Annotated in this window: 10 protein-coding genes and 4 pseudogenes; all 14 read left to right on the top strand. The window is 55.0% G+C overall.

From position 1 onward, the window contains the following. Positions 1–109: 109 nt before the first annotated feature. The 14 genes and pseudogenes from rpsA to J5X93_RS19090 all read left to right on the top strand — a co-directional run bounded on the left by rpsA (position 110) and on the right by J5X93_RS19090 (position 15,121). Complete coding sequence (rpsA, locus tag J5X93_RS19155; RefSeq protein ID WP_043206589.1) at positions 110–1,789, top strand: 30S ribosomal protein S1; 1,680 nt, start codon at positions 110–112, stop codon at positions 1,787–1,789. A gap of 319 nt (positions 1,790–2,108) precedes the next feature. Beyond that, a complete protein-coding gene (gene ihfB, locus J5X93_RS19150) occupies positions 2,109–2,405 on the top strand; it encodes an integration host factor subunit beta (RefSeq protein ID WP_043206588.1) in 297 nt (98 codons plus the stop codon). A gap of 15 nt (positions 2,406–2,420) precedes the next feature. Further along, positions 2,421–2,684 carry a LapA family protein gene (locus J5X93_RS19145; RefSeq protein WP_043206587.1) on the top strand — a complete coding sequence of 88 codons (264 nt, stop codon included), beginning with the start codon at positions 2,421–2,423 and terminating at the stop codon, positions 2,682–2,684. Positions 2,685–2,784: 100 nt separating this feature from the next. After that, on the top strand, positions 2,785–4,218 hold the full coding sequence (locus J5X93_RS19140) for an MBL fold metallo-hydrolase RNA specificity domain-containing protein (protein ID WP_102082357.1): 1,434 nt from the start codon (positions 2,785–2,787) through the stop codon (positions 4,216–4,218). Between the two features lie 748 nt (positions 4,219–4,966). Next, positions 4,967–5,140, top strand: a pseudogene (locus J5X93_RS19135) (NAD(P)-binding domain-containing protein); the annotation flags it as partial. A 60-nt stretch (positions 5,141–5,200) separates the two neighbouring features. Further along, positions 5,201–6,229, top strand: coding sequence for an IS30-like element ISPsp8 family transposase (locus J5X93_RS19130; RefSeq protein WP_050161940.1), 1,029 nt, complete (start codon positions 5,201–5,203; stop codon positions 6,227–6,229). A gap of 30 nt (positions 6,230–6,259) precedes the next feature. After that, positions 6,260–7,393 (top strand): annotated as a pseudogene (gene wbpA, locus J5X93_RS19125) (UDP-N-acetyl-D-glucosamine 6-dehydrogenase); the annotation flags it as partial. A gap of 73 nt (positions 7,394–7,466) precedes the next feature. Next, a pseudogene (locus tag J5X93_RS19120) lies at positions 7,467–7,637 on the top strand (oxidoreductase); the annotation flags it as partial. Positions 7,638–7,743: 106 nt separating this feature from the next. Then, on the top strand, positions 7,744–9,045 hold the full coding sequence (locus tag J5X93_RS19115; protein ID WP_011920678.1) for an ISL3-like element IS1411 family transposase: 1,302 nt from the start codon (positions 7,744–7,746) through the stop codon (positions 9,043–9,045). Between the two features lie 4 nt (positions 9,046–9,049). Further along, positions 9,050–9,844: pseudogene (gene wbpB / locus J5X93_RS19110) on the top strand (UDP-N-acetyl-2-amino-2-deoxy-D-glucuronate oxidase); the annotation flags it as partial. A 68-nt stretch (positions 9,845–9,912) separates the two neighbouring features. Then, positions 9,913–11,805 (top strand): acyltransferase family protein, encoded by a 1,893-nt coding sequence (locus J5X93_RS19105; RefSeq protein WP_479559292.1) that lies wholly within the window; start codon positions 9,913–9,915, stop codon positions 11,803–11,805. Continuing rightward, positions 11,802–12,377 (top strand): UDP-2-acetamido-3-amino-2,3-dideoxy-D-glucuronate N-acetyltransferase, encoded by a 576-nt coding sequence (gene wbpD, locus J5X93_RS19100; RefSeq protein WP_102082361.1) that lies wholly within the window; start codon positions 11,802–11,804, stop codon positions 12,375–12,377. Before J5X93_RS19105 ends, wbpD begins: the two co-directional genes overlap by 4 nt. A gap of 2 nt (positions 12,378–12,379) precedes the next feature. After that, a complete protein-coding gene (locus J5X93_RS19095) occupies positions 12,380–13,468 on the top strand; it encodes a DegT/DnrJ/EryC1/StrS family aminotransferase (RefSeq protein ID WP_102082362.1) in 1,089 nt (362 codons plus the stop codon). Between the two features lie 78 nt (positions 13,469–13,546). Continuing rightward, the gene (locus J5X93_RS19090) at positions 13,547–15,121 is read left to right on the top strand and encodes a glycosyltransferase (RefSeq protein ID WP_250033838.1); all 1,575 of its coding nucleotides are present in this window, start codon (positions 13,547–13,549) and stop codon (positions 15,119–15,121) included. Positions 15,122–15,129 lie beyond the last annotated feature (8 nt).

The following is a 15,129-nucleotide window of genomic DNA, read 5'->3' as shown; positions in this document are numbered from 1 at the left end:
GCAGGGGCACCAGTCAACGTCCTGCCGGTTTTCCTTTATATGAACGAAACCCACATTGTCTGGAATGTGGCTATGGGCGTCTGTTTCGCCCGAATCTACAGGAATTAAAATGAGCGAAAGCTTTGCAGAACTCTTTGAAGAAAGCCTGAAAACCCTCAATCTGCAGCCGGGCGCGATCATCACCGGTATCGTTGTCGACATCGACGGCGACTGGGTTACCGTTCACGCTGGTCTGAAGTCCGAGGGCGTCATCCCGCTCGAGCAGTTCATCAACGAAGCTGGCGAGCTGACCATCAAGGTCGGTGACGAAGTTCACGTTGCGCTGGACGCGGTCGAAGACGGCTTTGGCGAAACCAAGCTGTCCCGTGAAAAAGCCAAGCGCGCCGAGTGCTGGATTGTTCTGGAAGCAGCTTTCGCCGCCGAAGAAGTGGTCAAGGGCGTTATCAACGGTAAGGTTAAGGGCGGCTTCACTGTCGACGTTAACGGCATCCGTGCGTTCCTGCCGGGCTCCCTGGTTGATGTCCGCCCAGTGCGCGACACCACCCACCTGGAAGGCAAAGAGCTGGAATTCAAGGTCATCAAGCTGGACCAGAAGCGCAACAACGTTGTTGTTTCCCGTCGCAGCGTGCTGGAAGCCGAGAACAGCGCCGAGCGCGAAGCCCTGTTGGAAACCCTGCAGGAAGGCCAACAGGTCAAGGGTATCGTCAAGAACCTCACCGACTACGGCGCCTTCGTGGACCTGGGCGGTATCGACGGCCTGCTGCACATCACCGACATGGCTTGGAAGCGCATCAAGCACCCGTCGGAAATCGTCAACGTTGGTGACGAAGTCGACGTTCGCGTCCTGAAGTTCGACCGTGAGCGCAACCGCGTTTCCCTGGGTCTGAAGCAAATGGGCGAAGATCCGTGGGTTGCCATCACCTCGCGCTACCCAGAAGGTACTCGCGTACAGGCTCGCGTTACCAACCTGACCGACTACGGCTGCTTCGCTGAGCTGGAAGAAGGCGTTGAAGGTCTGGTACACGTTTCCGAAATGGACTGGACCAACAAGAACATCCACCCGTCGAAAGTCGTTCAGGTTGGCGACGAAGTGGAAGTCATGGTTCTGGACATCGACGAAGAGCGTCGTCGTATCTCCCTGGGCATCAAGCAGTGCAAGTCCAACCCATGGGAAGACTTCTCCAGCCAGTTCAACAAAGGTGACAAGATCACCGGTACCATCAAGTCGATCACCGACTTCGGTATCTTCATTGGCCTGGACGGCGGCATCGACGGTCTGGTTCACCTGTCCGACATCTCCTGGAACGAGTCCGGCGAAGAAGCCGTACGTCGCTTCAAGAAGGGCGACGAGCTGGAAACCGTCATCCTGTCGGTTGACCCAGAGCGCGAGCGCATCTCCCTGGGTATCAAGCAACTGGAAGACGATCCGTTCTCCAACTTCGTTGCTCTGAACGACAAGGGTGCAATCGTCAAGGGTATCGTCAAGGAAGTTGACGCCAAAGGCGCCATCGTTACCTTGGCCGACGACATCGAAGCTACTCTGAAAGCTTCCGAAATCAGCCGTGACCGCGTTGAAGACGCGCGTAACGTCCTGAAGGAAGGCGAAGAGATCGAAGCCAAGATCATCAGCGTCGATCGCAAGTCCCGCGTTATCAGCCTGTCCATCAAGTCGAAGGACGACGCTGAAGAGCGCGAAGCTATCCAGAGCCTGAAAAACGCCGCTCCGGAAGCTGCTGCCGACACCACCATGGCTGCGCTGCTGCGCGAAGCGATGGCCAAGCAGAACTAAGTTCTGTTTGATCGGTAAAAAAGGGCGACTTCGGTCGCCCTTTTTTGTGCCTGTTTGAAAACAAGCAGATACCGCCCTCGCGTCGCGTGCCGCTTCTGTAGGCGCTGACGAAGCCTGCAAAGCGGCGCTAGCTCCCCCTGAATCAATTCACTGCGTCTCGCCTGGTTATTCGGCCATTCCCTACTGCTCATCTCGCTTCCCAGTCTCCTGCAATCTTGAATTTTTTTATTAAGTCAAGATCCACCCTGTTCAAATCCGTCGGGGCGTGCTACAAACTGGTTAAGCAATGATCTAGCTGCTTGATAACGAAGGGAAAAATATGACGAAGTCGGAGCTGATCGAACGTATTGTCACCCATCAAGGGCTGCTCTCGTCCAAGGACGTGGAGTTGGCCATCAAGACCATGCTTGAACAGATGTCACAATGCCTAGCCACCGGTGATCGCATCGAAATCCGTGGTTTTGGCAGCTTTTCCTTGCACTACCGCTCACCACGGGTAGGGCGTAACCCCAAGACCGGCCAGTCGGTGAATCTTGAAGGCAAGTACGTACCGCACTTCAAGCCCGGCAAGGAACTGCGCGATCGCGTCAACGAAGAAGACCAGGTCCCGCACTGATAAAGGAACAGCCTGATGCGTAACCTCAAGCGTGCCTTGGCGGCACTCTTCGTGCTGCTGCTGGCGGCGGTGGTCCTGTTCTTCGTTCTGGAGAATCAGCAAGCCGTCTCCTTGGTCTTGTTCGGTTGGACTGCACCGGCGGTCCCTGTAGCGATACTGGTGATCGCCGCATTGGTCGTTGGCCTGGCTGTCGGTCCGCTGCTCGGCGCTTACGGCGTGCTGCGCAGCAAGCGCAAGATCCGTGCTTCTGCCCGCCAGGCGGCCCTCTCTGGCAACTGAGGATTTTTCCTTCCAGGGGCGGCGAATCCTGCCCTGTATCCTCCAGCTGAATGAATGAAGTAATAGCGCGCTTCAATTCAGACTTTGGAGGTTCAGCAGCATGCAATTCCCTACGCTTTCACACCACGGTGCTATCCGTGGTGTGACCGGCTCATGCCATCAACTTCACCTCGACAGCGCGACCAGCCTGTTGATCGACTGCGGCCTCGAGCAGGGCGGTGATGCCGCTCTGAAAGGTGAGAGCGCTTCGCTCGGTTTCGCCATCGATGGAATCCAGGCGCTGATCGTTACCCATGTGCACCTGGACCACGTCGGGCGTATTCCCGCCTTGCTCGCCGCCGGCTACCGCGGCCCGATCATTTGCAGCGAGCCCTCTGCGCGCTTGTTACCTTTGGTGCTGGAAGATGCCTATAAGCTCAGCGTCACTGCCGAGCCTACCCAGGTCGAGCGATACCTGGAATTCCTCGAGAAATTGATAACCCCCGTACCCTTCGAACAATGGCACACCATCGTAGATCGAGAAGGACTCGTATGCCGCATCCGGCTGCAGCGCGCCGGGCATCTGCTCGGTTCTGCCTATGTCGAGTGCGATGTATGTAAAGCGGATTCGCCCAGCAGCACGCGTGTCGTATTTTCCGGAGACCTGGGTGCTGCGCATAATCCATTGCTCAAGCCCGTACAGCCACCAGAGCGAGCGGACGTGTTGGTGCTCGCAAGCACCTACGGCGATCGCCTGCACGCGGACCGCAGCGAACGCCAGCAACGACTGGAAGCGGCCATCGATCGCGCGTTGTCCGATCACGGCACCCTCATGATCCCCGCCTTCAGCCTCGGGCGTACCCAAGAGTTGCTCTACGAGCTCGAAGACATCCTGCACCGCAAAGCCCTGCTCGCGCCCCGCAGCGAGAATACCGGGAGTGATCCCCTTGATTGGTCGCAACTCCCCATCATCCTCGATTCGCCCCTGGCCCAGCGCATTACCCGCGCGTACCAAGACCTGCATCAGTTCTGGAACGCCGAAGCCCGGCAACGTTTATATGAAGGCCGCAACCCCTTGAGCTTTGAACAACTGATATGCGTGGATACACACGCTAAACATCAGCAAGTGGTCAATTACCTTAAAAGTACGGGACGTCCCGCTATTGTGATCGCCGGTAATGGCATGTGCTCCGCCGGGCGCATCGTCAATTACCTCAAGGCTATGGTGGGCGATCCCAGACATGAAGTGATGTTTGTCGGTTATCAGGCAAAAGGTACACCCGGTGCCGTCATCCAAGCGAGTCAGGGGGCGGAAGGTTTTGTGCAAATTGACCTAGACGGCAGAATGTATGAAGTGCGGGCGAAAGTGATGAGTTTGGAGGGTTATTCGGCTCATGCGGATCAGGTGGGGTTGATCAGGTTTGCGTTGGGGTGCAAGGCGCGGAGGGTAGTGTTGGTGCATGGGGAGAGGCGCTCGAAGCAGCTGTTGGCTCAAGTCTTGGCCAGTCTTTTCAAGCAAGCTGATTATGATGCTGAGGTGGAGGTTGCGGGGTAATCGGTGCGCGCCGTGAGCGCATTAGTCGAGGTTGCCAGGTCCGCCTGGCACCCTGGCTGATGGGCGGGTATGGCTGGGCGTTGTTGTCAGCTACGTTAGGTGTAACAATGTATGCCCGTCGCCTAGGTAACAACATGGGTTTTTCATCTCCCTCCGAGGCTTTTCTCGGCTATCGTCAGGGATCCGAATTTCCCCGTGGCTCGCTTCTGCTTGCTATCAAATGCCAAAAAATTGAGGTCAGTGCGGATGTATCGTTCCGTGCGAACAAATGTCTGTCGGTTGTTTGGCGCTCCCGTCTGTCTATCGGGTGATGTTCCGAGTCGTATCGTTACCGATAGTTGAACGAGCGATTTATGATAGCTCACTCGTCCGGAGTCAGTACCTAGAGAGGAAAAATTGATATTTTTAGCCGTCTTCAGGGCTTGGTGTTGGTGTCAGCTGCAGAGCTTTTGGTTAGGGATTGCATGGCTCTTGGGGCGGTGCGTTGAGTGAGCGCAGAGCATCTTGGGTGTATCTCTCGGGTTGAAAACTTCGATGGATCCGTGAGGCCTAACCGCCTATGATTGGTCGGCCTTTCCACATCGGCAGCTGGCTGCTCTCCAGATGGGGTGGGTGAGCGCTTTTCGACAGAGTGGGAGCTTCCACGTTGTTATTAATGGATTCACTCGTTGGCGAATGAATCGTGAAGGATCAATAACCCGTTGTGCCGTCATGGAACGGGCATGTACATCAAGGTGAGTTGGAAAGCATGACAGATATAAACACGGTGGTAGAAAAGTATAAAAGCCGGCAGGCCTTGATTGGTATCGTAGGGCTCGGATATGTCGGGTTACCACTGATGCTGCGTTATAATGCGATTGGCTTTAATGTTTTAGGTATTGATATTGATCAATCCAAGGTCGATAAACTTAACGCTGGCCAAAGCTAGGCGGCGGCAAAAACTGAGTGCAACACCTGACCTTTCCGGTACGGTGCTGCCCCTATGTCATATACCGAACTCAGCGTTGAAGAACGCGCCACCATCCAAATCGGCCACGCCCAGGGCTTCAGCCTGCGCAGGATTGCTCGCCTGATCAATAGGTCTCCTTCGACCATCAGTCGAGAGCTGCGCCGCAATCGAGATGTCTGTGGCAGCTACTCGGCCCGCGCGGCCCAGGAGCAGATGAAGGCCCGCCGCCAAGTCTGTCGACCGAGCCGAAAGCTGCTGCCGGGGAGCGAGCGCTTCGAACTGGTGGTTCATATGCTGCGTGAGCGTTTGTCTCCCGAACAGATTGCCGGCAAGCTGCGCCACATGAACATACCTAGCCTCAGAGATGCCTACGTCTGTCGCGAGACGATCTACAACGCGATCTATGCCCTGCCAGTGGGTGAGCTGCGTAAGGAGCTGATCATCTGTCTGCGCCAAGGCAAGACGACGCGCCGGCCGCGCTCTGGTGGCGTGGATCGGCGCGGCCAGATCCCCGAGATGGTCAGTATTCATGTGCGCCCGCCGGAGATTGAAGACAGGCTGATGCCGGGGCATTGGGAAGGCGACCTCATCAAGGGTAAGGCCAACGCCTCGTCCGTCGGTACGCTGGTGGAACGCACCAGTGGGTACCTGATGTTGGTGAAGATGAACGACGCGACGGCGACTTCGGCGCTGGAAGGCTTCAGCGCCGCGCTCAATAGCATGCCGCTGGAGATGCGCAAGAGCATGACTTACGACCAGGGCCGGGAGATGGCACGACACGCCGAGATCACCCAAAGAACCGGCGTGGCGATCTACTTTTGCGACCCGCACAGCCCCTGGCAGCGCGGCAGCAACGAAAACATCAACGGCCTGATTCGCCAGTACTTGCCCAAGGGCACAGACCTGTCGGTACATAGCCAGGAGGAGCTGGACGCCATTGCGCTGCAACTGAATATGCGACCGCGTAAGCGCTTCGACTTCAAATGCCCAATCGAAGTTATGGGCGAGGTGATGCAGAAGGCCATGGCTATGCGGCATGATGCTCCAGTTTCAATTCAATGACCGTGTTGCACTCAGCTCCTGCAACCGCCCTATATCGAGCATATCCCGGCTGCCAATATCGCCAAGGCTCGTCAGTCGGGCTTCGAGGCAACCATTGATTTTGAGCGTGCCAGTGAGTGCGACGCGCTGATTCTGTGCGTGCCTACGCCGCTGAATAAGTATCGCGAGCCGGACCTGAGCTTCGTGATCAACACCACCGATGCGCTCAAACCTTACTTGCGCGCTGGCCAAGTGGTTTCCCTCGAAAGCACCACTTACCCAGGTACTACCGAAGAAGAGCTGCTGCCTCGCGTGCAGGAAGGCGGTTTGGTTGTCGGCGAGAATATCTTCCTCGTTTACTCGCCGGAGCGTGAAGATCCGGGTAATCCGAACTTCGAAACCCGCACCATCCCGAAAGTGATCGGCGGACATACACCGAAATGCCTTGATGTGGGTATCGCACTTTACGAGCAGGCCATTGATCAGGTTGTTCCGGTAAGCTCCACCAAGGCTGCTGAGATGACCAAGCTGCTGGAGAACATCCACCGAGCGGTCAACATTGGCCTCGTCAACGAGATGAAGATCGTCGCAGATCGCATGGGTATCGACATCTTCGAAGTGGTTGATGCCGCCGCCACCAAGCCGTTCGGCTTCACGCCCTATTACCCAGGTCCCGGTCTGGGCGGTCACTGCATTCCAATCGACCCCTTCTACCTCACCTGGAAGGCACGTGAGTACGGTCTCCATACTCGGTTCATCGAATTGTCTGGAGAGGTCAACCAAGCGATGCCCGAATACGTGCTGGGCAAGCTTATGGACGGCCTGAACGAATCGGGGAAAGCGCTCAAGGGAAGCCGGGTGCTGGTCCTCGGTATCGCCTATAAGAAGAACGTCGACGACATGCGTGAGTCGCCTTCCGTGGAAATCATGGAACTCATTGAAGCCAAAGGCGGTATGGTTGCCTACAGCGACCCGCATGTACCGGTGTTCCCGAAGATGCGTGAACACCACTTCGAGATGAGCAGCGAACCGCTTACCGCTTCGAACCTGGCTGGTTTCGATGCCGTGGTGCTTGCCACTGATCACGACGATTTCGACTATGCCCTCATCAAATCCAACGCCAAGTTGATCGTCGATAGCCGCGGTAAATACCGCACGCCTGCTGCGCATATCATCAGGGCCTGATTGGCGTACTAGCAAATTGATCCGCCTGTGCCCTCCGGCCAGGCGGATTCATTCGTTTTTCAAAGGAAGCTTCATGAAAAATTTTGCTCTCATCGGTGCTGCAGGCTACATCGCCCCTCGTCATATGCGCGCCATCAAGGATACCGGCAACCGCCTGGTTTCTGCGTATGACATCAATGACTCGGTAGGCGTCATCGACAGTATTTCGCCGCAGAGCGAATTCTTCACCGAGTTCGAGTTTTTCCGGCTCTTCGCATTTAAGGGTGTAGAAAAAATCTGACCGGCTGGAAAAGGAGTCGAGGATCTTAGAAAATGTAAGCTCTCACACCAACAAAAACTAAGCCCCCGACGTGAACAATCTTACCTTTTCTAGCCCTGATCTTTCCAGCTTTTGCCAACTGAATAACCTCGGCCTGACTGCCACTGGACAACATCTTTGTGCAGAGCGCGCCGTCATCGAATGTCGTTTAACCAAAGCACCCGAGCCATGCCCCAAGTGCGGGGCTGCTGGTGTTTCACGCGGTACTGTCGATAGGCATCTTGCTCACACACCTTACGGACAACGACCAACCAGATTGCTGCTGCGTATCCGTCGCTGGCGTTGTGCTTGCGGCTGTTTCTGGCATGAAGATACAAACAGTGCAGCACCTCCACGTTCAAAGCTTTCATATGGGGCGATACGCTGGGCATTAGCTGCCATCGTGCTGGATCATCTGTCGGTATCTCGTGTTGCGAGCCAGCTTGATGTTGCATGGCACACCGCTAATAATGCCATTATCAACGAAGGACGGCGCCTGCTTTTTAATGACTCGACACGTTTTGACGGTGTGACCGTGCTGGGCGTGGATGAGCATGTTTGGCGACATACACGCTGTGGTGACAAGTACGTCACCATCGTGGTTGACCTTACGCCCGTGCGTAACAAAAACGGGCCGGCCCGCTTGCTCGATGTGCTGGAAGGCCGCTCCAAACAAGCCTTTAAGCAATGGCTACAGAGTCGCCCCAAATCGTGGCGTGACCAGATCGAAAGCATTGCCATGGACGGTTTTACGGGGTTTAAATCTGCAGCGCAAGAAGCCCTGCCTCAAGCCCAAACCGTGCTGGATCCTTTCCATGTCGTGCGCTGGGCAAGCAACATGCTGGATGAATGCCGCCGGCGTGTGCAACACGACATCCTGGGCCGCAGAGGGCGTAAAAATGACCCGCTCTACAAAAGCCGTCGAACGCTACTGACTCGGATCAGCTACCTGTCTGACGCCAACAAAAAGCAACTGTTCCAGCTGTTTGCAGATGAGCACCACCTCGAAGTGGATTGCACCTGGAGCATGTACCAACGGGTGGTCAGCGCCTACAACGAGCCGGATCGAAAACGTGGTAAAAAACTCATGGAAGAGGTCATAAATATCATTACAGCCAGCGACTTGCCCAAAGCGCTCATCGAGGTGAAAGGCTTGGGGGAAACGCTGAAAAAATACGCTGAGAGCATCCTTGCCTACTTCGACCGGCCAGGAACCAGCAACGGTCCAACAGAAGCTATCAACGGGCGACTTGAGCACTTACGAGGTACCGCCTTGGGCTTTAGAAATTTAACCAATTACATAGCCAGGTGCTTGCTGAAGTCAGGAGGGTTTAGAAATCAGCTACACCCTTAAATGCGAAGAGCCGTTTTTCCTCGACCATGCCCATGGTCTCAAGCGTGACCCAGCCACGGCTCTGGATTACGTGGCAATCTGCTCGCCGAACTACCTGCACCACCCGCACATCGCGGCAGGCTTGCGTCTGGGGTGCGACGTGATCTGCGAAAAACCGCTGGTTCCAACCCCCCAGCAGTTGGATGAACTGGCCTTGATCGAGCAGGAAACCGGCAAGCGCCTATTCAACATCCTGCAGCTTCGCCATCACCAAGCGATCATTGCCCTGAAGGACAAGGTTGCCCGTGAAAACAACCCGCACAAATACGAAGTCGATCTGACGTACATCACCTCCCGCGGCAAGTGGTACCTGCAAAGCTGGAAAGGCGATCCACGCAAGTCGTTCGGTGTGGCGACGAACATTGGCGTGCATTTCTACGACATGTTGCACTTCATCTTCGGCAAGCTGCAGCGTAACGTCGTGCACTTCACGTCCGAACACAAGGCGGCTGGCTATCTTGAGTATGAAAAAGCGCGTGTGCGCTGGTTCCTGTCCGTAGATGCCAACGACTTGCCAGAGTCTGTGAAGGGCAAGAAACCCACCTATCGCTCGATTACGGTCAACGGGGACGAAATGGAGTTCTCCGAAGGCTTCACCGACCTGCACACCACCAGCTACGAAGAAATTCTGGCTGGCCGGGGTTACGGTATCGAGGACGCACGCCATTGCGTGGAAACGGTAAACACGATTCGTAGCGCGGCCATCGTTACAGCGGCCGACAACGAAGCGCACCCGTTTGTGCAGGCTCTTTATCGCTGAACAGTTGGATGTGACTTGGGTGGCATTGGGCCACCCATTTTTGTGTTTTTGCAGGATCGTGAGCCAGCGTGTCGACTGATAATTACAGCAAGCCAAACGATACCGATGCGATGACTTCAGCCCGTGGTATCCGCCTCGATGTACAAGGCTTGCGCGCCATCGCTGTGTTCGCGGTCATGCTCTACCACGCGGATGAACGCTTTCTGAAAGCAGGCTTCATCGGGGTCGACGTCTTTTTTGTCATTTCCGGTTTTATTATCACTGCGTTGCTGACAGAATGGACCGAGAAGTTCAGTCTGCCCGGGTTCTACATCAGTCGAGCCAAGCGAATCCTTCCTGCTTATTTCGTCATGTTAGTGGTGGTGTGCTTACTCTCGGCCGTCCTCTTCCTGCCGTATGACTTCAATGTCTTCCAGAAGAGCTTGAGCTCGGCAGCCACGTTCACCAGTAATCATTATTTCTCAAGTTTTGGCAGTTACTTCGCACCACGGGTCGACGAGTTGCCGCTTTTGCATACATGGTCACTGGCCATTGAAATGCAGTTTTATCTGTTTTTCCCAGTATTGGTCATATGTGTGCCTACACGCTGGCGGTGCTGCGTGTTCGCTTCCCTCGCGGTCGGCTTCTTTATGCTGAGCGGCTACCAAGCGTTGGCTGCAACCCCGGATAAACTCTATTTTTCTTTGATAGCCAGGATCCCGGAGTTCATGCTGGGTGCCGTGGTAGCGTTGCTGATCCGTCAACGTGAACTGCCCATGGCGCTTGCAACCGCGCTGGGAGCGCTGGGCGCGTCGATGCTGGTCGTGTCACTGGTAACGATAGACAAACGGTATTTCCCAGGCTTTTGGTCTGCCGTGCCTTGCGTGGGGGCGGCGCTGCTGATCGCTGCTCGAAGAGGTCCAGTCAACGCGGCCCTTGCCACCCGGCCGATGGTCTGGTTTGGGGGGCTGTCCTACTCGCTCTATCTCTGGCATTGGCCGGTCCTGGCGTTTCTGCGCTATTACTCCGGGCACTACACACTCCCCACCCTCTGGCTGGTTGCATATGGGGCCAGCTCGTTGGTGCTGGCGTGGCTTTCTTACCGTTTCGTGGAGACACCGGCAAGAAACGCTACCGGTATGTGGCGCCAAGCGACGGCGTGGACTGCAGCGGCTGCTGTGGTCGGCCTGGCGATGTGGGGCGGGCAACGGCTTAACGCGTCTCTGGTTGCGCCTCTACCCGTTGAGATGACCCGCTATGCCAACCCGAAGTTGATTTGCCATGGCGTTCAAGTTGGGGGCTGCAAGCGCGGTAATCCGGATGCCGAGCCATCCGTGCTGGTCATTGGTGACAGCCATGCGGCCCAGTTGAACTACTTCTTCGATGAAGTCGGTAAACGTCAGGGAACTGCTTATCGAGTGCTGACCGCCAGCAGCTGCGTACCGATACCGGGTTTTGACGTGGAGCGACTACCCGCTTGGGCGCATGCGCCTTGCCGGGCACAAATCGAAGCAGTATCCCGTGAGCTGCCCAATGTCGACCAAATAATTATTGCCGGTATGTGGCAATATCAAATGCAAAGCCAGGCGTTCGCCAAAGCATTTGCCGAGTTTCTTTCTGACAGCATCAAGGCCCATAAGCGGGTGCTCGTCCTTGCGCAGGTGCCCATGTTCGAAACGGATGTGCAGCGAGTCAGACGTTTCACCGAGATCGGCCTGGCGGCACCTTTGGAATTCAACCGTGAGTGGCAGGCCACCAATCAGCAAGTCAGAGAAATAACCCAGCGCATGCCTGGAGTGCAGTTTCTCGATTTTTCCGACAGCGAATTCTTCGGCTCTGCTCCTTATCAGCAGGGCACGCTCATCTACCGTGACAGGCATCACCTCAACGAGGTGGGTGCCATTCGTTACGGGCAATACGCTGCGAACGAGCTGCTGCGTACTTTCGATCAACCTCAGTCCAATGTGAGTCTGAAGCCATGAATTACTATCAACATCCAAGTGCGATTGTCGATGAGGGTGCGCAAATAGGTGCGAACTCCCGTGTGTGGCATTTCGTTCATATTTGCGGTGGCGCGCGAATCGGAGCGGGCGTTTCGCTCGGCCAGAATGTGTTCGTTGGCAACCGGGTGTTGATAGGCGACCACTGCAAAATTCAGAACAATGTGTCGGTCTACGATAACGTGACCCTCGAAGAGGGCGTGTTTTGTGGGCCAAGTATGGTTTTCACCAATGTCTATAACCCACGTTCGCTTATCGAACGCAAAGATCAATACCGTGACACGTTGGTGAAAAAGGGCGCGACCTTGGGTGCCAACTGCACGATCGTCTGCGGCGTCACCGTAGGTGAGTATGCGTTTGTCGGCGCAGGTGCGGTAATTAACAAGGACGTGCCGGCCTATGCGCTCATGGTCGGTGTGCCGGCGCGTCAGATCGGTTGGATGAGTGAATTCGGTGAGCAACTGCAGCTTGACGAACAGGGCCAAGCTGTCTGCACGCATACTGGGGCGCGCTATGTGTTGCGCGAAAATACTTTGATCAAAGAGGCTGTTTGACCATGATTGAATTCATTGACCTAAAGAGCCAGCAGTCTCGCATCAAGGACAAGATTGATGCCGGCATCCAGCGTGTGCTTTCTCACGGCCAGTACATCCTTGGTCCTGAAGTACAGGAGCTGGAGGATCGGTTGGCCGAGTTCGTCGGCGCCAAGTACTGCATCACCTGTGCGAATGGCACCGATGCCTTGCAAATTGCGCAAATGGCCTTGGGCATTGGGCCAGGTGATGAGGTCATCACCCCTGGCTTCACTTACATTGCAACTGCCGAAACCGTTGCGCTGTTGGGTGCAAAGCCGGTCTATGTGGATGTTGACCCGCGTACCTACAATATTGATCCCGCACTGCTCGAGCAAGCGATCACTGACCGTACCAAGGCGATCATCCCTGTATCGCTTTATGGGCAGTGCGCCGATTTTGATGCAATTAATGCCATTGCTGCCAAGCACGGTATTCCAGTGATCGAAGATGCTGCGCAGAGCTTCGGCGCCTCGTATAAAGGCAAGCGTTCCTGCAACCTGACAACCATCGCCTGTACTAGCTTCTTCCCGAGCAAACCTCTTGGATGCTACGGCGATGGCGGTGCCATCTTCACCAACGACGAAGAGCTGGCGAAAGTGATTCGCCAGATTGCTCGTCATGGTCAGGATCGCCGCTATCACCACGTTCGCGTAGGTGTGAACAGCCGGTTGGATACGCTGCAGGCAGCCATTCTTCTACCAAAGCTTGAAATTTTCGCTGAAGAATTGAGGTTGCGTCAGGGAGTTGCCCAGCGTTATTCCGATATGTTAGCCGACGCGGGTATTACGCCACCGTTCATCGAAGCGCACAATCAAAGCGCTTGGGCGCAGTTCACTGTGCAAGTTGATGACCGCGACCTGGTTCAAGAAAAACTCAAAATCGCCGGCGTACCGACCGCCGTGCATTATCCAATCCCCCTGAACAAGCAGCCAGCGGTGGCGGATGGGTCGGTTGACTTGCCGGTAGGTGATGCTGTGGCGCAGCGTGTGATGAGTCTGCCGATGCACCCGTATCTGGGCGAGGCGGACAGCGAGAAAGTGGTTAGCGCATTGAGGGACATGTGGGTTTAAAACCCACTTGCATCTCGGTCAGCGACACAAAATTATAGAGCGGCCGAGATGAATTAGGAGCGTTGTAAGGATCAACAGATGAAAAATATTGGGTATCGTTACAGAAAAAAGTTGGGGCTCACCCGCACCGATTTGGTGAAGCTTTTCCAAGGGATCGTCCGCGGCGATGCTCGATTAGTTGCTATTAAGGCTAAGCTTGAAGCCTTGGAAGCTTATTCGACCAAAAAAAACCATAAAATCGAAAGTCTTCAGGAGTATGTCGAACGGAACCGTTCAAAAATTGAGCGGCTTAAACAGGCGGCCAAAGAGCGCCACGGAAAGTTAACAGCACTTCAGACTTCGCATAAGCTAAAAGTCGAGGCGTTGAGAAAGATGGCGCAGGAGCATCGTGGGAAGTATGAAGCACTACAGTCACTGTATCGAACTAAAATTGACGCACTGAAAGAGAGTGCTGTTCAACGTCATCAGAAACTTCAGCAGATTCAAAGATTCTATCGGGCAGCGCGCACCTATTTCGCGCTGTACTTCCAAGGGTTTTTGGCAGAAGCTGTTGCCCGGCGTTCGGAAGAGCTCAAGTCGGAATGTTATATCGCGTTGTTGCCGAACAGTTTGCCCGCGGCTTATGAACTGAGAAGGCTGAACGGCGAAGGTACCGTTTTCTGTGATAACGTCGAAAATGTTGACGTTCACAGACGGTCCGCTGCTCCTCGCTGGTCACCCGTTACATTGGGGATGGTGAACCACGCAGCCTATGGGGCAATGATGGATGCCGATGGCTTGCTGACCATTGGGGACGCACTTGCTAAAACCTTGACCCGTTTTGGGCCTCCTGTGCATGTTGTAAAAAATTTCCGTGAGTACGCGACGACAGAGCGCAACTCGGAACTTAGGGAAATGTGCAGTATTTCAGATGATGCTACACTGCTGTTTGCCAGTGGTAACGTCGTCATTGGATTTGAGCCTGTGATGCAGGCGTTGGCAGCGCTTCCTGAGAGTTATCACCTCGCAGCGTTTGTAAGGCTGAAGCCAGTCGAGTACCACCAGCGAATCCTCACGTTGATTGAGGAGTTGGGTATCGCTGATCGAGTACATCTTTTCGAATTTGTAAACTACGAACGTCTTGCCCATCTCGCGGCGGGAGCCGATATCGGTCTGATTACCAGCGATATTGCCAATCCAAACGGTGCAGTTGGTCTGCCAAACAGATGCTTTGATTACATAGCCGCCGGTTTGCCTGTTGTTGCGCCTGCGATGCCGGATGTCAAAGCATTGGTCGATACCTACGGGTTCGGCCGGATTCTTGACAGCACTACGGCTGAGTCGTGGATCGAATGCATCTTGGATGTTAATGCAAAAATTAACGAATACCGTTCGAAGTCAGACTACGCTCGCAGTGCATTAACGTGGGAGAGCCAGGAGGATGCGCTCTATAAATTCCTGGGTGAACCGAAGTCCGTGACGTTGATCGCATTCCGTGACTTGACGCGATATCAGCGTTACAAGCGGCTCTCTAGGACGTTGATCAGCCGTGGGTGTCGCGTAAAGGCGGCATTTGTTTCTATCGATCCTGATCTCGATCATCTGGTGAGCGGAGTAGAGTACTACGTTACCGGTGAGCGGCACTTTGTGGACGTCGGTTTGCAGAAGCTCTGAGTCGAAAA

Source organism: Pseudomonas sp. BYT-1, assembly GCF_023611805.1.
Taxonomy (GTDB): Bacteria; Pseudomonadota; Gammaproteobacteria; order Pseudomonadales; family Pseudomonadaceae; genus Aquipseudomonas; species Aquipseudomonas guariconensis.
This window is presented reverse-complemented; position numbering and strand designations above follow the sequence as displayed.